General features: G+C 73.1%; 18 protein-coding genes. 7 read left to right on the forward strand and 11 right to left on the reverse strand.

The features are described 5' to 3' along the window. Nucleotides 1-104: 104 nt before the first annotated feature. The 3 genes from ACFYYR_RS21425 to ACFYYR_RS21435 form a co-directional block, all read right to left on the reverse strand. Complete coding sequence (locus tag ACFYYR_RS21425; RefSeq protein ID WP_388855688.1) at nt 105-1169, reverse strand: aminotransferase class V-fold PLP-dependent enzyme; 1065 nt, start codon at nt 1167-1169, stop codon at nt 105-107. Nucleotides 1170-1385: 216 nt separating this feature from the next. Further along, nucleotides 1386-2069 (reverse strand): GntR family transcriptional regulator, encoded by a 684-nt coding sequence (locus ACFYYR_RS21430; protein ID WP_388855692.1) that lies wholly within the window; start codon nt 2067-2069, stop codon nt 1386-1388. A 294-nt stretch (nt 2070-2363) separates the two neighbouring features. After that, complete coding sequence (locus ACFYYR_RS21435; RefSeq protein WP_388855695.1) at nt 2364-3896, reverse strand: aldehyde dehydrogenase (NADP(+)); 1533 nt, start codon at nt 3894-3896, stop codon at nt 2364-2366. Between the two features lie 107 nt (nt 3897-4003). Here ACFYYR_RS21435 and ACFYYR_RS21440 point away from each other — a divergent pair, with 107 nt between their 5' ends. The 3 genes from ACFYYR_RS21440 to ACFYYR_RS21450 all read left to right on the forward strand — a co-directional run bounded on the left by ACFYYR_RS21440 (nt 4004) and on the right by ACFYYR_RS21450 (nt 6999). Further along, complete coding sequence (locus ACFYYR_RS21440) at nt 4004-4774, forward strand: IclR family transcriptional regulator (protein WP_388855698.1); 771 nt, start codon at nt 4004-4006, stop codon at nt 4772-4774. 297 nt (nt 4775-5071) lie between these two features. Further along, the gene (locus tag ACFYYR_RS21445; protein ID WP_388855701.1) at nt 5072-6340 is read left to right on the forward strand and encodes a sensor histidine kinase; all 1269 of its coding nucleotides are present in this window, start codon (nt 5072-5074) and stop codon (nt 6338-6340) included. Continuing rightward, complete coding sequence (locus ACFYYR_RS21450) at nt 6337-6999, forward strand: response regulator (RefSeq protein ID WP_388855704.1); 663 nt, start codon at nt 6337-6339, stop codon at nt 6997-6999. Before ACFYYR_RS21445 ends, ACFYYR_RS21450 begins: the two co-directional genes overlap by 4 nt. Nucleotides 7000-7263: 264 nt before the next feature. Here the strand turns inward: ACFYYR_RS21450 and ACFYYR_RS21455 are convergent, their stop codons facing one another. After that, on the reverse strand, nt 7264-8037 hold the full coding sequence (locus ACFYYR_RS21455) for a hypothetical protein (RefSeq protein WP_388855707.1): 774 nt from the start codon (nt 8035-8037) through the stop codon (nt 7264-7266). 674 nt (nt 8038-8711) lie between these two features. Between ACFYYR_RS21455 and ACFYYR_RS21460 the strand changes: the two genes are divergently transcribed. Further along, nucleotides 8712-9908, forward strand: coding sequence for a TerD family protein (locus ACFYYR_RS21460; RefSeq protein ID WP_388855710.1), 1197 nt, complete (start codon nt 8712-8714; stop codon nt 9906-9908). A 311-nt stretch (nt 9909-10219) separates the two neighbouring features. After that, nucleotides 10220-11041: a class I SAM-dependent methyltransferase gene (locus tag ACFYYR_RS21465; RefSeq protein ID WP_388855713.1), complete on the forward strand. Its 822-nt coding sequence runs from the start codon at nt 10220-10222 to the stop codon at nt 11039-11041. Here the strand turns inward: ACFYYR_RS21465 and ACFYYR_RS21470 are convergent. Both ACFYYR_RS21470 and ACFYYR_RS21475 read right to left on the reverse strand, forming a co-directional pair. Continuing rightward, nucleotides 11013-12446: an alkaline phosphatase PhoX gene (locus tag ACFYYR_RS21470; protein WP_388855716.1), complete on the reverse strand. Its 1434-nt coding sequence runs from the start codon at nt 12444-12446 to the stop codon at nt 11013-11015. The two genes, ACFYYR_RS21465 and ACFYYR_RS21470, sit on opposite strands and share 29 nt — an antisense overlap. 368 nt (nt 12447-12814) lie before the next feature. Continuing rightward, nucleotides 12815-14305, reverse strand: a complete 1491-nt coding sequence (locus tag ACFYYR_RS21475) for a hypothetical protein (protein WP_388855719.1) — start codon at nt 14303-14305, stop codon at nt 12815-12817. Nucleotides 14306-14496: 191 nt separating this feature from the next. Here ACFYYR_RS21475 and ACFYYR_RS21480 point away from each other — a divergent pair, with 191 nt between their 5' ends. Next, a complete protein-coding gene (locus tag ACFYYR_RS21480; RefSeq protein WP_388855722.1) occupies nt 14497-16329 on the forward strand; it encodes an endonuclease/exonuclease/phosphatase family protein in 1833 nt (610 codons plus the stop codon). Nucleotides 16330-16447: 118 nt separating this feature from the next. Next, complete coding sequence (gene dapA / locus ACFYYR_RS21485; RefSeq protein WP_388855725.1) at nt 16448-17386, forward strand: 4-hydroxy-tetrahydrodipicolinate synthase; 939 nt, start codon at nt 16448-16450, stop codon at nt 17384-17386. Between the two features lie 41 nt (nt 17387-17427). On the opposite strand, the gene dapD is transcribed toward dapA, so the two are convergent. The 5 genes from dapD to ACFYYR_RS21510 form a co-directional block, all read right to left on the reverse strand. Next, nucleotides 17428-18420 (reverse strand): 2,3,4,5-tetrahydropyridine-2,6-dicarboxylate N-succinyltransferase, encoded by a 993-nt coding sequence (gene dapD / locus ACFYYR_RS21490; RefSeq protein WP_388855728.1) that lies wholly within the window; start codon nt 18418-18420, stop codon nt 17428-17430. Between the two features lie 270 nt (nt 18421-18690). After that, complete coding sequence (locus tag ACFYYR_RS21495; protein WP_388855731.1) at nt 18691-19056, reverse strand: VOC family protein; 366 nt, start codon at nt 19054-19056, stop codon at nt 18691-18693. An 84-nt stretch (nt 19057-19140) separates the two neighbouring features. After that, nucleotides 19141-19533, reverse strand: a complete 393-nt coding sequence (locus tag ACFYYR_RS21500) for a metal-sulfur cluster assembly factor (protein ID WP_388855734.1) — start codon at nt 19531-19533, stop codon at nt 19141-19143. Further along, on the reverse strand, nt 19530-19994 hold the full coding sequence (sufU, locus tag ACFYYR_RS21505; protein WP_388855737.1) for a Fe-S cluster assembly sulfur transfer protein SufU: 465 nt from the start codon (nt 19992-19994) through the stop codon (nt 19530-19532). Before sufU ends, ACFYYR_RS21500 begins: the two co-directional genes overlap by 4 nt. 29 nt (nt 19995-20023) lie before the next feature. After that, the gene (locus ACFYYR_RS21510) at nt 20024-21280 is read right to left on the reverse strand and encodes a cysteine desulfurase (RefSeq protein WP_388855740.1); all 1257 of its coding nucleotides are present in this window, start codon (nt 21278-21280) and stop codon (nt 20024-20026) included. Nucleotides 21281-21343: the final 63 nt, after the last annotated feature.

The following is a 21343-nucleotide window of genomic DNA, read 5'->3' on the forward strand; positions in this document are numbered from 1 at the left end:
GAGAGCCCCGCCCGGCTCGGTGCGTTGCCGGGCGGGGCTCTCGTCCGTCCGCTCCGCTCAGGTTCCGGGCGGGCTTTCGCCGAACGCCTCCCGGGACGGACGGGTCAGGGGCTGTCGGGGAGCCCGGAGAGCACGTCCAGCACGCGGTCCACGTCGGCGGCCGTGTTGTAGAGGTGGAAGGACACCCGCAGGTTCCCCGCCCGGGCGGAGATCTGCACCCCGGCGGCGCGCAGCGTGTCCTCGGCACGGCCGAGCCCGGGGACGGAGACGATGGCCGATCCCGGGGCCGGCACCGGCTCCCGGCCCAGCCGCGCCAGACCAACCCGGAACCGCTCCGCGAGGGCCGTGTTGTGCGCGCCGACGGCCGCGGGACCGCCCAGCTCCCGGATCACCGGGATCGAGTGCTGGGCCGCGAGATACGGCAGCAGGCCGTGGCTCTGGTCGTAGCGACTGGCCGAGCGGGCGAGCCGCACCGGGCCGTAGATGCTGCCCCGCGGGTCCTCTGCGGCCGGCCAGGAGGCGTAGAGCGGCGGCAGGGCGTCGCAGGCCTCCGGGACGACGAGGAACGACACCCCGCGCGGGCAGAGCAGCCACTTGAACGCCCCGCACACCGTGTAGTCGAAGTCGTCGGCGCGGAACGGCAGCCAGCCCAGGGACTGCGTGGCGTCGACCAGGGTCCGGGCCCCGTGGTCCGCGGCGGCCTCGCGTACCGCCGCGAGGTCGGCGATCCGGCCGTCGGCGGACTGGACCGAGCTGACGGCGACCAGGGCGGTGCCGGGGCGTACCGCGTCGGCCAGGCTCTCCAGCGGCACACTGCGCAGCTTCAGGTCCGCCCGCGCGGCGAACGGGGCGACGAGCGAGCTGAAGTCGCCGTCCGCGACGAGGACTTCGGCCCCGGCGGGCAGCGACGCGGCGATCAGCCCGGTGTGCACCGAGACCGAGGCCGCCGCCGACACCCGGCCGGCGGGCACCCCGGCCAGGTCGGCGAAGGCCTCCCGGGTCCGCTCCACGGACTCGGTCCCGAGACCCGGTGTGGGCCTGCCGGTGACGGCGTCGTCGACCGCCTGCCGCAGCACGGCGGCGGACCGCGCGGGGAGCAGACCGCTGGACGCGGTGTTGAGATAGGTGGTCTCGGGCGCGAACCGGGCGCCTCCCAGGCTGTTCTCCATGGCCTCAAGCCTCTCCCGGGGGCCGGAGGACGTCCACGTAGTGGTGGTGGGGGACACCCTTCAGAGTTCCTTCGCACCGGGGCGACGGCACCCGCCGGGGCGGCTCTTCGTGCTGGTCGGAGCGGTGGCGGCGGCCGCCCGGGACGGGAGGCGGAGGCATGGCGGCAGGAGAGGCCGGGTGGCCGAAAAATGACTGGCGCACCGCGTCTGCGGCCGCTACCCGCTGAGGTCGGCGGGGCGGGGCAGTGCGAACTCCTCGACGACGCCGATGCGGTGCAGGGTCGCGGAGACGTGCCGGTGCAGCAGTCCGCGGGCGTCGCCGCCGCGGCCGATCGCCATGGCCTCGGCGATGGCGGCGTGCTCGGCGGCGTCGTTCTCCGGGTTGCCCGGCCCGACGGTGGAGGAGGCGGCGATGTGCCAGGTCCGGTCCCAGAGGGCGACGTGCATGTCGGCCACCACCGGGTTGCCGGCCGCGCGGACCAGCCGGGTGTGGAAGGCCCGGCCGACCGCCATCGCTTCGTCGGGCGTGCCGACCTCGTGGATCTCGCTCAGCAGCTCCTGGCCGAGTTCGCGCAGCTCGGTGCGGCTCCGGGCGGCGACGGAGTCCAGGGCGAAGATCTCCAGCAGCAGCCGGGCCTCCATGACGTCCCGTGCCTCCTGCAGGGTGGCGGGCAGGACCAGCGCTCCTCGGGTGGGGTAGAGCCGCAGGGCGCCCTCCTCCCGGAGCCGGGTGAAGGCCTCGTGCACGGCCTCGCCCGGCAGCCCGAGCTCGGTGGCCACGGTGTCCTCGTGCAGCAGCTCCCCCGGCCGGTAGGAGCCGTCGAGCAGCCGGGCCCTGACCTCGGCGTACGCTCGGTCCGTCGTCCGGGGTCCCGGGCTCTCGGGGCTCGTCTCCGGCATCACTCCATTGTCTCTGCTCCCGGCCCATCGGGCAGTTCCAGCCGCATCCGCAGGTGGGTTCCGCCGGGGGCGGGGGCCGGCTCGGGGCGCCCGTCATGATCACCAGGACGGCGGGAGGGCGCCGGGGGTTCCCGGCGCGGTGGTGCGCTCGCGGGCGGCCGTGCGGGCTGCCCGGGAGGGGCCGCAGGGCACAGGCCTCCCGGTGCGCTCGGCGTTCCCGGTCCGCTCGGCGTTCCGGGCAGCCCGGTCTCCCGGGCGGCCCGCCGCTCCCCTCGCGCCGGTGTTCCGGGCGGCTCAGCTCTCCGGGCGGCCGTCGACCCGGCGGGGCAGCCCGAGGGGGTTTCCGTCGCGGAGCTCCGGCGGCAGCAGCGCCTCGGGGGTGTTCTGGTGGACGACCGGCCGCAGCCAGCGTTCGACGGCGGTGCCGCCGACCGAGGTGGAGACCGAGGTGGTGGCCGGGTACGGGCCGCCGTGGTGCTGCGCCGGGGCGACGGCCACCCCGGTGGGCCACCCGTTGACCAGCAGCCGGCCCGCGAGCGGGGTGAGTTCGGCCAGCAGCCGCGCGGCCGGCCCGTCGCTCGTCGCGGCCTCCTCGGTGCCGAGGTGGACGGTGGCGGTGAGGTTCCCGGCGAGCCGGGCGAGGACCGCGGACACCTCCGCCGCGTCCACGTACCGGGCGACGACGGTGACCGGGCCGAAGCACTCCTCCAGCAGCAGATCGTGGCCGTCACCCGCGGCGAGCCGGGCGGCCGGGACGGTGAGGAAGCCGGCGCTGACGGCGTTGTCGCCGCTCTCCCCCGGGGTCACCGGGCTCTCGACGCCGGGCAGCGCGCTCCGTTCCCGCACGCCGGTGACGAAGGCCTCGTGCATCCGGGTGTCGAGCAGGACCCCTTCCGCCGTGTCGCTGACGGCCTCGGTGAGGGAGCGCACCAGGCGGTCGCCCGCCTCCCCGGCGGGGGCCAGGACGAGGCCCGGCTTGACGCAGAACTGCCCCACGCCCAGGGTCATCGACCCGGCCAGGCCGGTGCCGATCTCCTCGGCCCGCTCCGCCGCCGCGGCCTCGGTGACCACGACGGGGTTGAGGCTGCCCAGCTCGCCGTGGAAGGGAATGGGCACCGGGCGCGCGGCGGCGGCGTCGAAGAGGGCCCGGCCGCCGCGTACGGAGCCGGTGAACCCGGCGGCGGCCACCCGGGGGTGCCGTACCAGCTCCACCCCGGCGTCGAAGCCGTGGACCAGGCCGACCAGCGTCTCCGGCAGGCCGTGCCGTGCCGCCGCCCGGCGCAGCACGGAGGCGCACAGCTCGGAGGTGGCGGGGTGGTCGGGGTGCGCCTTGACGACGACGGGGCAGCCCGCGGCGAGCGCGCTGGCCGTGTCCCCGCCCGGCACGGAGAACGCCAGCGGGAAGTTGCTGGCCGCGTAGACGGCGACGACCCCGAGGGGCACCTTGTAGCGGCGCAGGTCGGGGCGGGGCACGGGGACCGCGTCCGGGTCGGCGCGGTCGATGAGGATGTCCAGGAACGCGCCCTCCGTCACGGCCTCGGCGAAGGCACGCAGCTGGTGGGTGGTCCGCGCCAGTTCCCCGGTGAGCCGGCCGGGCCCCAGCGCCGTCTCGGCGTCGGCGGCCTCGACGACGAAGTCGCCGGCCTCGTCGAGAAGGTCGGCGGCGGTGCGCAGGAAGGCGGCCCGTACCGCCCGGTCGGCGAGGGCCGGGCGCGCCGCGTCGGCGGCGCGGACCGTCCGGTCGACCTCCTCCGGCGTGGCCTCGACGGCGACCTGCTCCCGCTGCTTCCCGGTCCTGGGGTCGACACTCCAGACTGCTGCTGTCACCGCGCATCCTTCCGCGTGCCGCACAGGTCGTTCGATAGGCTGAACGTTGTTCCTGATGATGAATGCTTCGGGGACAGTATTCCTGGCCAACGAGGGGGTCAAGGCCGATGCCGGCTGCGGAGACGGGCGGGGCTCCGGTGAAATCCGCGGTGCGCACCGTGGAGTTGCTGGAGTTCTTCGCGAGCCGCCCCGGCCTGCACCCGCTCACCACCGTCCAGGAGGCCGTGGGCTACCCCAAGTCCAGCCTCTACATGCTGCTGCGCACCCTGGTGGAGCTGGACTGGGTGGAGACGGACCCGACGGGCACCCGGTACGGCATCGGGGTCCGCGCGCTGCTGGTCGGCGCCGCGTACCTCGACGGCGACGAGGTGGTGGCCGCCGCCCGCCCGGCCCTGGACCGGCTGGCGGAGGACACCGGCGAAACGGTCCATCTCGCCCGGCTGGACGGCACGGACGTCGTCCACCTCGCGACCCGGCAGTCCCGGCATCACTTGCGACCCGTCCCCCGGGTGGGGCGCCGGCTGCCCGCGCATTCGACGTCCCTGGGCCGGGCGCTGCTGGCGACGTACTCCGACGAGCAGGTACGGGCGCTGCTCCCGGCGGTGCTCACCCCGCTGACCGAGCACACGGTCACCGACCGGGAGCAACTGATCGAGGAACTGCGCCGCGTCCGCGAGCAGGGGTACGCCGTGGACCGCGAGGAGAACACGCTGGGGCTGTGCTGCTTCGGCGCCGCGCTGCCGTACCGCACCCCGGCCAGGGACGCGATCAGCTGCTCGGTGCCGGCGGCGCGGCTGACCGCGGACCACGAACGGACGGTCAAGGAGGCCCTGTTCGCCGCCCGTGACCGGCTGGCCGTCGCCACCCGCCGGTGCTGACCCCGCCCTCCCCCATGCGGCGGAGGAGGATCCTCACCGGGGCCGAGGCGCGGCCGGGGGCGCCCCGCGAGAGTGACGGGCATGAGAGAGATCTCCCTCGGCTCCGCCCGGCCGCCGGCAGCAGTCGCTGGCGGAACTGCCGGTGGCGGCCCGGCCGTCGGGCCGGGCCGGGCACCGCGACGCGGCCGAGCGGCTCATCCCGTGGTGGAGCCTGGCCTACGCTGGCCGGATGACCGCCGGGATGCCCGTCGCCGCCGTCCGCTCCCCCGCCGGGCGCGCGGCGCGACACCGTACGACGTGAACGCCCTGCTCCGGAGTGCCGACGTGTTCCTGGGGCCGCGGGCGCGGACGGGCTGGGCCCATCTGGTGTTCGGCGGCGCCATGCTGATGCCGTATTTCCTGGTGTCCTCGGTGCTGGTGGGTCCGCTGCTGGGCGAGGACGAGCTCTTCGGTTCCCTCGCCGCCGTGCTGACGACGTTCGCCGTGGCCCTGCCCATCGTGGCCGTGAGCGCGCTCCTCCCGCTCTCGCGGCCGCTCTCGCTGGGGCTGCTGCACGCACTGCACGGGATCCCGGACACGGAGTTGGCGAGCGGCCCGGCCCGGAGTACCGGGGCGCGGCTGCGCACCGCGGCCTGGTGCACCCTCCACTTCGCGGTCGGCGGAGTCATCAGCGGGATGAGCCTCGCCGTGCCGCCGTTCGCGTTCAGCCTCGTGCTGCTGCCGTTCTCGGAGCAGCTGCGCAACCACTACCTGGTCCGCTTCGCGTCGTTCGACGGCCCCGCGCAGTGGATCCTGCTCCCGCTCTCGGGCGTGGCGCTGCTGATCGCGCTGGCGGGGATCGCCGTCTCGACCGCCGAGCTGCTCGGCCGCGCCGCCCGCGTGCTGCTGGGGCCCACGCCCTCCGACCGGCTCGCCGCCGCCGAACAGCGGGCCACGGTGCTGGCACAGCGCAACCGGGTGGCCCGGGAACTGCACGACTCGGTGGGGCACGCGCTGAGCGCGGTGAGCCTGCAGGCGAGCGCGGCGCGCCGGGTGCTGGACGCCGATCCCGCGTTCGCCCGGCAGGCGCTGGCGGCCATCGAGGAGACGGCCCGGCGTACCGTCGGTGAACTGGACGCCGTCCTGGGCCTGTTGCGGCAGGACGACGACGAGGACCGGGCGGCCGCACTGCCGTTGGGGCCGACGCTGGCGGAGCTGGACGAGCTGCTGATCCGCACCCGGGCGGCGGGCGTCACCATCGACCCGTCGGTCTCGGGAGAGCTCGGCGCGCTGCCGGACGCGGTCTCCCGGGAGGCGTACCGGATCGTGCAGGAGGGGCTGAGCAACGCGCTGCGGCACGCCGGGCAGGTGCCCGTGCGCCTGCGGATCGCGGTGGAGGAAGAGGAGCTGGAGATAACCATGGAGAATCCGGTGCCCGCGCGGGACCGTGCTCGGGACGAGGGCGGCGGCCGCGGGCTGCGGGGCATCGCCGAGCGCGCCACCCTGCTGCACGGCAGCGCACGGGCCGGGGAGGACGACGGGGTGTGGAGGCTTGCGGTGCGGCTGCCGGCGGGAGGGGCGCGGTGACGCCCCTGCGGATCGTGCTCGCCGACGACGAGCAGCTGGTGCGGACGGCCCTGCGGGCGATTCTGGAGGCCGAGCCGGACATGACGGTCGTCGGGGAGGCCGCTACCGGCGCGGAGGCGGTGCCGCTGATCCGCGAACTCCGCCCGGATCTGGTGCTGATGGATGTGCGGATGCCGGAGATCGACGGCATCCGGGCCACCGAACAGCTGCTCCGCACCATGCCGGAGCCGCCGCGCGTGGTGGTGGTGACGACCTTCGAGAACGACTCCTACGTCTATGACGCGCTGCGGGCCGGGGCCAGCGGCTTCCTGCTCAAACGCTCGGGGGCGGAGGAACTGGTGCAGGCGGTCCGGCTGGTCGCCCGCTGCGACTCGCTGCTGTTCCCGGCCGCGGTACGGGCGCTGGCCGCCGAACACGCGCCCGCGCCCCGGGTGGGCGGCGCCGGCGCGCCCTGGCTGAACCGGCTCACCGACCGGGAGGCGGAGGTGCTGCGGCTGATGGCGTCGGGGCTGTCCAACGCCGAGATCACCGAACGGCTCCGGGTGGGCCCCGCGACGACCAAGACCCATGTGGCGGGGGTACTCACCAAGCTCGGGGTGCGGGACCGCACCCAGGCGGTGATCGCCGCCTACGAGTCGGGCTTTCTCCGGCCCGGGTGAGGCGGCCGCGGGGGCGTGGGGTCGCCTCGGCGGTCGGCTCGACGGTGGCCTTCGGTGCGGAGGCGGCCGCGGGGGCGTGGGCACCCCTGGGGGGCGCCCCTGCCGGGGCGGGCGCACGGGGTGCACAGGCTGTCACGTACGACGTGCGCGCCTGTGCACCTCCGATGCACCAGTGGTGGGGTCACCGGGGGCCGGTCTCCCCGTGGTTCGGGGGCCGGTCTCCGGTGGTCCGGTCGGCGGGTTCCGGTCTCCGGGGGTGGGGGCTCAGCCCACGCGCTCGATCCGGGCGTTGCGGATCAGGTTCTTCCCCGGCTCGCGGACCTCCTCGAACGCCGCGTTGTTCAGCAGCGCACAACTCCCCGACGGCCCCGTCACCGACACCGTCGTCGACTTGTCGTTGTCCAGGTTCGTCACCTTCAGCTTCGTCCCCACCGGGAAGTCACCACTCGTCGCACCCGGAGCCCCGCCCTCACCCGACAACGTCACCGTCGAACCGGGGCAGACGACCTCACCCTTCGCCTCCGCACCACCCGCACCGGCTCCCGCACCGGCTTCCGCACCCGCGTCGTCCGCGGCGCCGCCGTCGTCCGCGCCGTCCGCCGGGGGCTGTTCCGCGGACTGGCCCGCGTCTCCGCCGCCTTCGCCCACGCGCTCGATCCGGGCGTTACGGATCAGGTTCTTCCCCGGCTCCCGCACCTGCTCGAACGCCGCGTTGTTCAGCAGCGCACAACTCCCCGACGGCCCCGTCACCGACACCGTCGTCGACTTGTCGTTGTCCAGATTCGTCACCTTCAGCTTCGTCCCCACCGGGAACTCACCACTCGTCGCACCCGGAGCCCCGCCCTCACCCGACAACGTCACCGTCGAACCCGGGCAGACGACCTCACCCTTCGCCTCCGCACCACCCGCACCGGACGCCATGCCGGTGCTGGCGTTACTGGTCGCCGCCATCACTCCGGCCCCGGTGCCGGCGAGGGCGAAGGCGCCGACCAGCAGAGCGAGCTTCTTCTTGCGGCTGACGGTCCTCTTGTGTGCCATGTCTGACTCCTTTTCTGGGCGTTCCGCGTTCTCATACGGCGGGAGTCGCCCTTCGTTTCAAGGCGTCCGGAAAATAATCGCGCGAACCTGCCGGAGAATTACCCTCCGGGCCACTCGGCCTCCCTCTCCCATAAAGCAGCCTTAAGGCTTAATGAAGCTTTAAGGCAGAAGGGATTTCCCCGCCGCCACAGCCGTCACCCCGGGAAGCGAGCGGATGTTCACCCAGGTCAGCACGGCCGATCCGGGCGATGGATCGGGAGTCACGGGTCGGCGAGGAAAGCGTGGCCGGCGGTTCGGCAGGGGAGTCCGGCCCGCCCCGCAACGCCGAGAAAAGACATCGCACACGACCACCGCGGAACCACCGAAGGGTACTTTCCGACTCGCTGGAGGACCTGGGATTCCGGCCGTCCATCCCGAAACCGGACGCTCCTCCCGAAGGGACCCACGGAAGAATCCCGGATTCCGGATCAGGGACCCGGGCGCCCCACCCGTCCGGCTCCGGAGCGCCGGTGCCGCCGCGAGATGCCCGAGCACGACGGGCGGACGGCGGACGGCGGACGGCGGACGGCGGATCCTGTCGAGGGTGGCCGGCCCGCCACCGACGCCCGGGGAAGCCGACGGAAGGAAGCGGAAGGTAATGGAACCGTAAACCCGTCTCGCTCGTTACCCCGGACATGACCGCAATGACCCCTGGCTCGAACATTCCGCTGCCCGTCCCCCGCGTGGTGGTGGACGTCAGCGCCCCGGTCCGTCTCGATGTGTCGGGCCTGCTCCTCACCGCGGACGGAAAGGTGCGCTCGGACGACGACTTCGTCTTCTACAACCAGCCCAACGGCCCGGGCGTGACCCACCGGGCGGGCGGCGGTGCCGGGCCGGACTCGGTCACCGTGGACACCGCCGCCGTCCCCGCGGACATCGAGAAGATCGTCGTGACGGCGAGCCTCGACGCCCCCGGGACGACCTTCTCCGGCACCGAACCCACCGCGACCCTCCGGAGCGCCGACGACGGCGGCGTGCTGGCCACGTTCACGCCGCCCCGGTTGAGCGCGGAGACCGCCCTGGTGGTCATGGAGGTCTACCGCCGGGCCGGAGCGTGGAAGGCCCGGGCGGTCGGCCAGGGCTATGCGAACGGGCTGGCGGGCATCGCGACGGACTTCGGCGTGAGCGTCGAGGAGCCGGCCGCGCCCCCCGCTCCCGCAGCCGCCCCCCAGCCTCCGGCGCAGCCCGCGGCGGCACCCGCCGCACCGGCCGCTCCCGCCGCGGCTCCGTCCGCCCCGCCGGCGGCGGGCACCGGGAAGATCAACCTCGACAAGGGCCGGGTGAACCTCCAGAAGAACCAGACCGTCTCCCTGGTGAAGGGCGGCGCCCCGCTCCTCAGCTCGGTCCGGATGGGACTCGGCTGGGAACCGGCCTACCGCGGCAAGGACATCGACCTGGACGCCTCGGTCATCGCCTACGGCCCCGACCGCAAGAAGGTCGACGCCTGCTACTTCGGCAAGCTCGCCATCCTGAACGGCGCCATCCAGCACTCCGGGGACAACCTCACCGGCGAGGGCGGCGGTGACGACGAGGCGATCACCGTGCACCTCGGCGGCCTGCCCGCGAACGTCACCGGGCTGGTCTTCACCGTGAACTCCTTCTCCGGACAGCGGTTCTCCGAGGTCGCCAAGGCGTACTGCCGGCTGCTCGACGCGGGCACCGGAGAGGAGCTGGTGCGCTTCGACCTGACGGGTGCGGAGCCGCGGACGGGCGTGATGATGTGCAAGCTGATCCGCCAGTTCTCCGGCGAATGGGAGATGACGGCGATGGGTGAGTACGTCGACTCCCGCACGGTGCGGGGCATGGTCAAGCCGGGCGGGCAGGCACTGTAGCCCCCGGGAGGCGCCGGGCGCCGCGGAGAACACGAACCGGGTGGGCCGGTCACGGCGGGCGTTCCGCCGCGACCGGCCCACCCGGTCCCGTACTGCTCCGCAGGGATCGGGGGCCCATCGGCTCCGCGGCCCTCGTACGACTCCGTGGCCCCCGGACGACCCCGTGCCCCTGTACGGGACACGGTGCCCTCGCAGGCCGTTCGGGATCCGTAGGAAGCCCGGGCTCCGGGTCGTGAACTCATCTCGTCGCGTGGCATGGTGAGACCACGTGGGCAGGCTCTCCGACGCCCCGACGAAGCGAGGAAAGCCCCATGGCACAGCGACAGCCGCTGCCGGAACAGGTCGACAAGACCTACGGCTCGTTCGACCTCAGCACCGTGCCGGCCTTCACGGGTGGCTTCATCAACTTCGGTTACTGGCGCGACATCCCGGTCGAGCGCCCCCTCACCGGGGAGGACCGGCTCCGCACCGAGCAGGAGCTCTACCGGGTGGTGCTGCGCGAGTTCGACCGCACCGTGGGGCTGAACGCCGTCGACGTCGGCTGCGGCATAGGGCTCGGAGCCGCCCTCGCGCTGCGCGAGTTCGGCTTCGGCGAGGTGTGCGGTCTGGACGTGCACCCCGAACAGCTGGACCGGGCCCGGTACGCGAACGCGGCCCTGCTGACCGAACTGCCCTCACGGCTGCGCTATGTGTGCGGCGCCGCCGAGAGCATGCCGCTGCCCGATCTCTCCGTCGACTGCCTCTACTCCGTGGAGTCCGCCCAGCACTTCCCGGACATGCCCGGCTTCGCCGACGAGGCCGCCCGGGTGCTGCGCCCCGGCGGCCGGCTCGCGGTGGCGACGTTCTTCGCCACGAGCCGGCACGCGGCCCGGGCTCTTCCCGGGCTGCTGCCCAGCTACGCGGACCGGCTGGACCATCCGCACGTCATCGGCCTGTTCGTGGAGGACCTGGCCGCCGCCGGCCTGCGGAACGTCACGGCGCGCTCGATCGGTGAGGACGTCTGGGCGGCCTACGACCGCTGGCTCGCCCAGACGCCCCTGGAGTACCTCTGGCCCCGCCGCTTCCTGGAGGCGTACGAGACCGGGCTGCTCGACTACTACGTGGTCACCGCTGACGCCGCCACGGCCCGGTGATCGCCAGCATGATCCCCGGCTCCTGGATGTTGGCGAACAGCGTCCGCCCGTCCGGGGAAAACACCACGCCCGTGAACTCGCTGAACTCCGGCTCCGCGGCGGTGCCGATGTTGAGATCGTTGCGCGCGATGGGGTAGGTCTCCCCGGTGTCCGTGGCTCCGAAGAGGTGCTGGACGCCCTCGCCGTCCTCGGCGATGACCAGGCCGCCGTACGGGGAGACGGTGATGTTGTCCGGGCCGTCGAACGCCCCGTCCTCACCGGGGTTCCGGTTCACGCCCAGCAGCACCTTGAGGGTCAGGGTCCGGCGGCGCGGATCGTAGAACCAGACCTGGCCGTCGTGCGCGACCGGGCTCTCCTCCCGGGCGTACGAGGACACGAAGTACGCGCCGCCGTCCGCCCACCACATGCCCTCCAGCTTGCGGGCCCGGGTGACCTCACCGTCGGCGAACTGCTTGCGCACCGGCTTCGTCCGGGCGTCCCGGTCGGGCACGTCGACCCAGTCCACGCCGTAGACCGTGCCGGTGCGCGTGGCCCGGGACAGGTCGTCGACGAACCGGCCGCCCGAGTCGAAGCACTTCGGCGCCTGGAGCACCCCGGCGTCGTCGGCCAGCGTCCGCAGCCGGCCGCGGCCGTGCCGGAAGCCGTGCGGCGGCACCCAGCGGTAGAACAGGCCGTTCGGACCGGAGGCGTCCTCGGTCAGGTACAGATGGCCGCGCCGCTGGTCGACGACCACGGCCTCGTGCGCGTACCGGCCGAGGGCCTTGACCGGCCGGGGTGCGCGGTTGGCGCGCCGGTCCTGCGGGTCGACCTCGAAGACGTAGCCGTGGTCCTTGGTCATCCCGTGCTCGCCGGCCCGGTCCTCGCTCTCCTCGCAGGTGAGCCAGGTGCCCCACGGGGTGCTGCCGCCGGCGCAGTTGGTGGAGGTACCGGCGATGCCGACCCACTCGGCGACCTGTCCGTGCCGGTGCACCTCGACCACCGTGCAGCCACCCGAGGCGGCCGGGTCGTAGACGAGACCGTCGGTGAGCGGGACCGGGTGGTCCCAGTCGGCCCGCGGGCCCTTGAGCTCGTGGTTGTTGACCAGCAGCGTCACCCCGCGCGGCCCCTCGAAGGCGGCCGTGCCGTCGTGGTTGGAGGGGGTGTACTCCCCGGACTCCAGCCGGGTCACCCCGCTGCGGGTGATGATCCGGTACGAGAACCCGGCGGGGAGGGCGAGGATGCCGTCCGGGTCGGCCACGAGCGGCCCGTAACCGGCCTTCCGTCCGGCGTCGGCCTCGCCGGTGTCCCCGGGCTCGGATCCGAGGGCGCCGGGGGCGGTGCCCAGTACGCCGACACTGCCGGCGAGGGCGACCCCCGCCCCGGTGGCGGCCGAGTGCTTCGCGAAGTCTCTGCGGGTGAGCGGCATCGTGAACTCCTGAGTGGCCGGATCTGTCCCCTTGGTCTGCCGCTCCCACGCTGCCGCGCCCTCTCGAACGCCGGCTGAACTCGACACGACATCCCCGGACCGATAGGGGATCCGTTCCCCTCTCCGCGTTCCTGCCGCTGTCACTCCCCATCCGTACAGAACAGAATGAAATGGCTGATATCGCACTATGGCCCGGTGGAGAGCGCTCCGGCCGGCGGCGCCGGCGGACCGCACCGGCGGCCGGGCACCGGCGAGCGGCCCCGGCCGGGGCGCGGACGTCGGCGCGACACCGGGCCGCCCCACGGACCCCGCGCGCCCCGCCCCCGCGACACCCTGTGGACACCCGGGGCAATCAGGTGATCAGCCGGTCAGCGCCCCGACTTCGACCGGGCCTTGAAGGCCGCCTTCCGCGCCTCCTTGGCCAGCTTCTTGTCCGGGTGCAGCCGGCCCATCGCCTCCAGGACCTCCGCCGCCGCGGGGTGGTCCACCCGCCAGGCGGCCTCGAAGAACCCGCTGTGCTGCCCCACGACGCCCTCGACCAGCTCCCGCAGCTCCGCGGTGTCCTCCACCCGGTCGAGCTGGGCCGCGATGGTGTCGATCGTCAGCCAGAAGACCATGTCCTGGGGCGGCGGCGGCACATCGGTGATGCCGCGCTCGGCGAGGCCCACCCGGGCGAGACCGCCCAGCCGCGGGTCGTCGAGCACCTCGCGGAGCGCGGGCGCGGCCTCCGGGCCGACCATCAGCAGCGCCTGCTGGCAGGCGAGCCGCCGCAGCGGGGCCTGCGGATCGTCCCCGCGGGCCGCCGCGAGCAGCTCACGGGTGGCGTCCGTGCCGTCACGCCGGGCGAGCCACGCCTCGAGCTCCCCCTGGGCGACCATCTCCGGGTAGCCCGGCAGCCGGTCCAGCAGGACGTCGGCCCCCTTGTCGGCGAGGTCACCGACGGCCGGGGCGTCCACTCCGGCCTCCAGCATCCGGGCCCTTACGCCGTAGACGCCGAGCGGCGTGAGCCGGACCATGCCGTAGCGCGAGACGTCCGCGTCGTCCGCGTCCGCGCCGTCCGGCGCCGCGCCGCCCTCCGCCCCGAGCTCCGCGATCAGCGTCTCGTCCACCGGCCGGTACTCGACGAGGCCGATGGGGGCGAGCAGCCGGAACTGGTCGTCGAGCCGCATCATCGCCTCGGACACGTCCTCCAGCACCTCGTCCGTGGGCTCGTCCATGTCCTCGGGGACGATCACGGAGGCGGCCAGCGCGGGCAGCGGCACGGCGGGGTCCCCCGAGCCGTCGTCGAGGACGGTGAGCAGGTAGAGGTTGCCGAGCACGCTGTCCAGGAAGTCGGCCTCCTCCTCCGGGTCCCAGTCCAGGGCGTCGAGGTCCAGCTCGCCGCCCTCGCCGATGTGCTCCACGAGGTCGGCGATGTCGGGCGCGGCGGCGTCGTCGAGGACGGTGTCGAGCCCGTCCAGCCAGAGGTCGAGGACGTCGCGGGGGCTGCCGGAGGTGAGGAGCGCCGCGGCCTCCCCGGGGGTGGCGGTTCCGGCCGCCCCGCCCTCGGCGCCGGCCGCCTCCCCGGCTCCGTCCGGCGCGTCCTCCTCGACGTCCACCAGCCCGGTGTCGACGGCGAGCCGCCAGGCCTCCGCGGCGTGCACGGCACCGTCCTCGTCCTCGGTGAGCCCCAGGTGCGCGACCGCCTCCCGCAGCCCCTCGTCCAGGAGTTCGCCGCCGGCCCCCACCGGTGTCCCCGGACCGGCCCAGCGCGCGAGGCGCACGGCGCGGGCGAGGAGCGGGGCCGCGAGGGCGTCGCGGGCCAGCTCGGCCTCCGAGGGCAGGCGCACCGGCGGCATGATGGGGCGGTCTCCGGACATCGGGGGATTCTCCTCGGGACGCGGGTCTGGCACCGCCCAAGCCTAGACGGATTTCACCCCATCCCACCTGGTTCATGTCCCTGACAGGAGCAATACATCGGAGATCCCTTGACAACTCCGTTGACAACACAGGACATTGACGCGCGTAGAGCATCTTTCTACTCCACCCCTCACCCTTTCCGGAGACGTTGATGTCCGCTCACCCCATCCGCAGACCGGCGACGTTCGCCGCGCTGATCGCCGCCGCCATGGCGACCGGTCTGCTGGCAGCGCCGCAGTCGGCGAGCGCCGCCGATGTGCGTATCCACGACATCCAGGGCAACACCCGGATATCCCCGCTGGCGGGGAAGACGGTGACCGATGTGCCGGGCACCGTGACCGCCGTCCGCTCCTTCGGCTCCGCCCGCGGCTTCTGGCTCCAGGACCCGGACCCGGACCGCGACCAGGCCACCAGTGAAGGCGTGTTCGTCTACACCGGCTCCAAGACCCCCGAAGTGGCGGTGGGGGACTCCGTGCGGGTGTCCGGCACCGTCACCGAGTACTACCCCGGCGGTGCGGCGTCGGGCGTCCAGTCGGTCACCGAGATCAGCAAGCCCACCTGGACCGTGGCCTCCTCGGGGAACCCGCTGCCCGAGACCTTCCGGCTCAACGCCGCCTCGCTGCCGAATCGTTACTCCCCGACGGCCGACGGCGGGGACGGCAACGTCGAGTCGCTGCCGCTGGCCCCGCGCAGCTACGCGCTCGACCGGTACGAGTCCCTGGAGGGCATGCTCACCCAGGTCAAGGACGCCCGGGTGGTCGGCGCCGCGAGCGAGCACAACGAGCTCTGGGTGACGGCCGAGCCGAAGCAGAACGGCACGGTCCGCGGCGGCAGCCTCTACGGCTCCTACGACCAGCAGAACGGCGGCCGGGTGAAGGTCGCCTCGCTGCTCCCGCTCGCGGAGCGGCCGTTCCCGCAGGCGAACGTCGGCGACCGGCTCACCGGGGTCACCTCCGGCCCGCTGGACTACGACCAGTTCGGCGGCTACGAGGTCCAGGCCACCGCGCTCGGCGCGCTGGAGGACAACAAGCTCCAGCGCGAGAGGACCCGCAAGCAGTCGGCGTCCGAACTCTCCGTCGCCACCTACAACGTGGAGAACCTCTCCCCGAAGGACGCGCAGGCGAAGTTCGACCGGCTCGCCGGGGCCGTCGTGGAGAACCTCTCCTCCCCCGACGTCATCGCGCTCGAGGAGGTCCAGGACGACAACGGCCCCACCAACGACAAGGTGGTGTCCGCCGACGCCACCCTGAAGAAGCTCACCGAGGCGATCGCCGCCGCGGGCGGCCCGTCCTACGCCTGGCGCCAGATCGACCCGGCCGACGACCAGGACGGCGGCCAGCCGGGCGGCAACATCCGGGTGGCCTTCCTCTACAACCCGCAGCGGGTCTCGTTCACCGATGTGGCCGGCGGCGACGCCACCACCGCGGTGACCCCGGTGAAGTCCCCCGGCGGCGCGGCGCTGTCCGCCAACCCCGGCCGGATCGAGCCGGCCGACGAGGCCTGGAAGAACAGCCGGAAGCCGCTGGCCGCCCGGTTCACCTTCCGCGGCAAGCCGGTCTTCGTCATCGCCAACCACTTCAACAGCAAGGGCGGCGACCAGGGTCTGGACAGCCGGTTCCAGCCCCCGGCACGGCCGTCCGAGACCCAGCGGACGGCGCAGGCGAAGGTGGTCAACACCTGGCTGAAGTCGCTGCTCGCCATCGACGCGAAGGCCCGGGTCGTCGTGGCGGGCGACCTGAACGACTACGACTTCTCCCCCGCCCTCGACGCCCTCACCGCCGGCCGGGCGCTCACCGACCAGGTGACCCGCCTGCCGCGCGCCGAGCGGTACGGCTACGTCTTCAACGGCAACTCGCAGGTCCTGGACCACATGCTGACGAGCCGGGGCATCCGCAAGCCGGACTACGACATCGTGCACGTCAACGCGGAGTTCGCCGACCAGGTGAGCGACCACGACCCGCAGGTGCTGCGCTTCCGGCCGTGAACCGGAAGCACCTCGTAGATCTGCTGACACGTTGAGTGAGCAGATTTAAGTGGATCATTGCGGACAGGAGGGGCGAGACTCGGCAGAGTCCCGCCCCTCCTCTCCGGAAGGTCCCTCCATGTCCGCAGTCCGCCCCTTCGGCCGCACGTTGTGCGCCATGGTCACCCCGTTCACCGACGACGGTTCGCTCGACCTCGACGGCGCCCAGCGGCTCGCCACCCATCTGGTGGACCGCGGAGGCTGCGACGGTCTGGTGCTGAACGGCACCACGGGCGAGTCGCCCACCACCACCGACGCCGAGAAGACCCGCCTGGTCGAGGCCGTGGCCGAGGCCGTCGGGGACCGGGCACGGATCACGGCCGGGGTGGGGAGCAGCGACACCCGGCACACCATCGGGCTGGCCCGGGCCGCCCAACGCGCAGGCGCCCATGGGCTGCTGGTGGTCACCCCGTACTACAGCCGCCCGCCGCAGGAAGCGGTCGAGGCGCACTTCCGCGGCGTCGCGGACGCGGTGGAGCTCCCGGTGATGCTCTACGACATCCCGGGCCGCACCGCCACCCGGATCGAACCGGCGACCATGATCCGGCTGGCCGGGCATCCGCGCATCGTCGGCGTGAAGGACTGCTCCTACGACGTCCTGGGCATCTCGAAGGTCCTCAGCGACACCGGGCTCGCCGTCCACTCCGGCTGCGACGAGATGAACCTGCCGCTCTACGCCATCGGCGCGGCCGGGGTCATCAGCACCGTGGCGAACGTCGCCGGGCCGGAGATCCGGGCGGTGCTCGACGCCCACGACCGCGGCGACAACGCCGGGGCCGCGCGCCTGCACCGGCGGCTGGTCCCGCTGACCGAGCTGATGATGGCCGGCGGCCTCCCCGGCGCCGTCACCGCGAAGGCGCTGCTGAACGCCCTGGGGCTGCCGGGCGGACCGGTGCGCGGACCACTGCAGCCCGCCGGTCCGGAGCGGACCGACGGGCTGCTGGACGCCCTCGCGCGACTGCGCCGCGCGGCCCCCGGCCCGGTGCCGAGGCCGGGTTCCGTCGAGATCCGGAGCTGACCTCGCGGAGCCGGCCGGCGCGCACCGGCGGGGGCGGATGATCAGTTGTGGCTGTGCAGCGCCTCGTTGAGGCCGCCCCAGGAGCCGCTGCGCTGGAGCACCTCGACCCGCCCGGTGGTGGAGTTCCGCCGGAACAGCAGGTTGTTGGCGCCGGAGAGCTCCAGCGCCTTGACCACGGTGCCGTCCGGCAGGGTGACCCGGGTACCGGCGGTCACGTAGAGGCCGGCCTCCACGATGCAGTCGTCACCGAGGGCGATGCCGATGCCGGCCTCGGCGCCGAGCAGGCAGCGCTCACCGATCGAGACGATCTGCTTGCCGCCGCCCGACAGGGTGCCCATGATCGACGCGCCGCCGCCGATGTCGGAGCCGTCGCCCACCACGACACCGGCGCTGATCCGGCCCTCGACCATGGAGGTGCCCAGGGTGCCGGCGTTGAAGTTGACGAAGCCCTCGTGCATGACCGTGGTGCCGGAGGCCAGGTGGGCGCCGAGCCGGACCCGGTCGGCGTCCGCGATGCGCACCCCGGACGGCGCGACGTAGTCGGTCATCCGCGGGAACTTGTCGACGCTGGTCACCGCGAGGTGCAGGCCCTCGGCGCGGGCGGCGAGCCGCACGGTCTCGAGCTGATCGACGGCCACCGGGCCGAGGCTCGTCCAGGCGACATTGGCGAGCAGCCCGAAGATGCCGTCCAGGCTCTGCCCGTGCGGCCGCACCAGACGGTGGCTGAGCAGGTGGAGCCGGAGGTACGCGTCGTGCGCGTCGAGCGGCTTGTCGTCCAGGGAGGCGATGACCGTGCGGACGGCCACGGTCTCGACCCCGCGGCGGTGGTCCGGGCCCAGCGCGGCCGGCGCCTTCTCACCGAGCAGCTCGGCGGCGCGCTCGGCGGTCAGCCGCTCGGTGCCCGCCGGGCCGGGCTCGGCGACGAGCTCGGGAGCGGGGAACCAGGTGTCGAGCACGGTGCCGTCGGCGGTGACAGTGGCGAGGCCGGCGGCGACGGCGCCGGTGGAACGGGAAGCGGTAGCAGCATCGGTCATGGTCGAACGCTAACCGGCCCGGGCCCCCGGACGCTAACCGGTCTCAGTGCGCAGACCTCCTGCACAGCGGCACCGTCACCCCGCCGGAGACCGGTCGCGGGCGGGAACGGGCCGTCGGGTGGTCCCCTGCCGGAAGCCGCCCTCCGGCGCGGGCCGCGGACCCGCCCGGCCGACTGCCACCCCGCCGGCCCCGGAAGGCACGGGCCTCCGGCGCTCACCAGGGGACCGGGGCGCCGGACGACCGCCCTCCGGCCCCGGCGGGCACGGGTCTCAGTCGAGCAGGGTCTCCTTGGGGCGCAGCACGCAGAACTCGTTGCCCTCCGGGTCCGCCAGCACCACCCAGGTCACGTCCTCGCCCTGGCCGACGTCGGCCCGCCGCGCACCGAGGGCCAGCAGCCGCGCCACCTCGGCCTCCTGGTCGTCCGGGCTGAGGTCGAGGTGCAGCCGGTTCTTCACCGTCTTGCCCTCGGGCACCGGCAGGAAGACGATGCCGGGCCAGGTGTCCGGTCCGGCGCCGATGACGACCTCCTCGGGGTGGTCGAACAGCACCGCCCAGTCGAGCACCCGGCACCAGAAGCGGGCGAGTCCCCGGACGTCATGCGCGTCCACGGCGATCTGGAACAGCGAAACGGCCATGCCCGCCAGTCTTCCCGGCGGGCATGGCCGTGTCAGCACGACAGGCGGTCCCGGACGCGCGGTCCGGGACGTTCGGTCACGCTCTCAGACGTTGAAGCCGAGCGCGCGCAGCTGCTCGCGCCCGTCGTCGGTGATCTTGTCCGGGCCCCACGGCGGCATCCAGACCCAGTTGATCCGGAGCTCGTTGACCAGCCCTTCGGTCGCGGACTTCGCCTGGTCCTCGATGACGTCGGTCAGCGGACACGCCGCGGACGTCAGCGTCATGTCGATCGTGGCGATGTTGGCGTCGTCGACGTGGACCCCGTAGATCAGGCCCAGGTTGACGACGTCGATGCCCAGCTCGGGGTCGACCACGTCCATCAGGGCCTCGGTGACCTCGTCGACGGTCGCCTTACTGGTCCCGGGGGTCGCGGGGACCTCGGGGGTCTCGGGAGTCGCGGGGGTCTCGGTCGCGTTCTCGGTGGCGTTCTCGGTCATGCCGTCTTCCTCGCAGCCTCGTCGCCCAGTGCCTGGGCAGTGGCGTCCTTCCAGGCCATCCAGCTCAGCAGAGCACACTTGACCCGGGCCGGGTACTTGGAGACGCCGGCGAACGCCACGGCGTCCTCCAGCACCTCCTCCATCGCGTCGTCCGGCTCGATGCGGCCCTTGGACTGCATCAGCTCCAGAAACGTTTCCTGAATGCGCTGCGCCTCGGCGAGGTCCTTGCCCACCAGCAGCTCGTTCAGCACCGAGGCACTGGCCTGGCTGATCGAGCAGCCCTGGCCCTCGTACGAGACGTCCTCGACGGTCCCGCCGTTCAGCCGGACGCGCAGCGTGATCTCGTCACCGCACGTCGGGTTGACGTGATGCACTTCGGCGTCGCCGTCGCGCAGCCCGCGCCCGTGCGGGTGCTTGTAGTGGTCCAGGATCACTTCCTGGTACATCGAATCAAGCTTCACGAGTCAGCCAGTCCTCACTGCTCTGCCGGTCAACCGAAAAAGTTCCGTACGTACTCCAGCCCCTCGACCAGGGCGTCCACCTCGGCGGGAGTGGAGTACAGATAGAACGACGCTCGCGTGGTCGCGGGAATTCCGTACCGCAGGCAGACCGGCCGTGCGCAGTGGTGGCCCACCCGGACCGCGATGCCCTGCTCGTCGAGCACCTGCCCCACGTCGTGGGGGTGGATGTCCCCGAGCGTGAAGGAGATCGCCGCTCCGCGGTCCTCGGCCGTGGCCGGGCCGATGATCCGCAGGTCGGGGACCTCCTGGAGGCGCTTCACCGCGTACTCGGTGATCGCGTGCTCATGGGCCTGGATGTTGTCCATGCCGATCGAGGTCAGATAGTCCACGGCCGCGCCGAGGCCCACGGCCTGCGCGATCGGGGGCGTTCCGGCCTCGAATTTGTGGGGTGCGGGCGCGTAGGTCGACGAGTGCATCGACACGGTCTCGATCATCTCGCCGCCGCCGAGGAACGGCGGCAGGTCCTCGAGGAGCTCCTGCCGGCCCCACAGCACGCCGATGCCGGTCGGACCGCACATCTTGTGGCCGGTGAAGGCCACGAAGTCCGCCTGGAGCGCCTGCACGTCCAGCGTCATGTGCGGCGCGGCCTGCGAGGCGTCGATCAGCACCAGGGCGCCGACCTCCTGCGCCCGGCGCACGATGGCCTCGACCGGGTTGAGCGTGCCCAGGATGTTGCTGACCAGCACGAACGAGACGATCTTCGTCTTCTCGGTGATGATCTGGTCGATGTTGGAGAGGTCGAGCCGGCCGTCGTCGGTCAGGCCGAACCACTTCAGCTTCGCGCCGGTGCGCTGCGCCAGCAGCTGCCACGGCACGATGTTGGAGTGGTGCTCCATCTCCGTGATGACGATCTCGGTCTCGCGGTCCACGCGGTAGGGCTCCTCGGCCCAGCCCAGCATGTTGGCCACGAGGTTGAGCGACTCGGAGGCGTTCTTGGTGAAGATCACCTCGTCGCGGCTGGGCGCGTTGATGAACGCCGCGACCTTGTCGCGCGCGCCCTCGTACAGCGCCGTGGCCTCCTCGGCGAGGACATGCACGCCGCGGTGGACGTTGGCGTTGTACCTCTCGTAGTACCCGCTCAGGGCATCGAGCACCTGCCGCGGCTTCTGCGAGGTCGCCGCGTTGTCCAGGTACACGATCTTCTTCCCGTCGTGGACCGTACGGTCCAGGATGGGAAAGTCCTTGCGGATCGCCTCGGTGTCGAGGAGGCCCGGCAGTGTCGTCACGCCCCTTGCCCTCCGTTCGTCCCCGGAGCCTTCGCCCGGGTGGTGTCCCCGCCCCCGCCGGTG

Origin of the sequence: Streptomyces sp. NPDC001922, assembly GCF_042891165.1 — a bacterium.
GTDB lineage: Bacteria > Actinomycetota > Actinomycetes > Streptomycetales > Streptomycetaceae > Streptomyces.

Coding starts and splice junctions, on each gene's coding strand:
- ACFYYR_RS21425 (WP_388855688.1), bottom strand. CDS start 1,169: ATGGAGAACAGCCTGGGAGGCGCCCGGTTCGCGCCCGAGACCACCTAT.
- ACFYYR_RS21430 (WP_388855692.1), bottom strand. CDS start 2,069: ATGCCGGAGACGAGCCCCGAGAGCCCGGGACCCCGGACGACGGACCGA.
- ACFYYR_RS21440 (WP_388855698.1), top strand. CDS start 4,004: ATGCCGGCTGCGGAGACGGGCGGGGCTCCGGTGAAATCCGCGGTGCGC.
- ACFYYR_RS21455 (WP_388855707.1), bottom strand. CDS start 8,037: ATGGCACACAAGAGGACCGTCAGCCGCAAGAAGAAGCTCGCTCTGCTG.
- ACFYYR_RS21460 (WP_388855710.1), top strand. CDS start 8,712: ATGACCGCAATGACCCCTGGCTCGAACATTCCGCTGCCCGTCCCCCGC.
- ACFYYR_RS21465 (WP_388855713.1), top strand. CDS start 10,220: ATGGCACAGCGACAGCCGCTGCCGGAACAGGTCGACAAGACCTACGGC.
- ACFYYR_RS21470 (WP_388855716.1), bottom strand. CDS start 12,446: ATGCCGCTCACCCGCAGAGACTTCGCGAAGCACTCGGCCGCCACCGGG.
- ACFYYR_RS21475 (WP_388855719.1), bottom strand. CDS start 14,305: ATGTCCGGAGACCGCCCCATCATGCCGCCGGTGCGCCTGCCCTCGGAG.
- ACFYYR_RS21480 (WP_388855722.1), top strand. CDS start 14,497: ATGTCCGCTCACCCCATCCGCAGACCGGCGACGTTCGCCGCGCTGATC.
- dapA (WP_388855725.1), top strand. CDS start 16,448: ATGTCCGCAGTCCGCCCCTTCGGCCGCACGTTGTGCGCCATGGTCACC.
- dapD (WP_388855728.1), bottom strand. CDS start 18,420: ATGACCGATGCTGCTACCGCTTCCCGTTCCACCGGCGCCGTCGCCGCC.
- ACFYYR_RS21495 (WP_388855731.1), bottom strand. CDS start 19,056: ATGGCCGTTTCGCTGTTCCAGATCGCCGTGGACGCGCATGACGTCCGG.
- ACFYYR_RS21500 (WP_388855734.1), bottom strand. CDS start 19,533: ATGACCGAGAACGCCACCGAGAACGCGACCGAGACCCCCGCGACTCCC.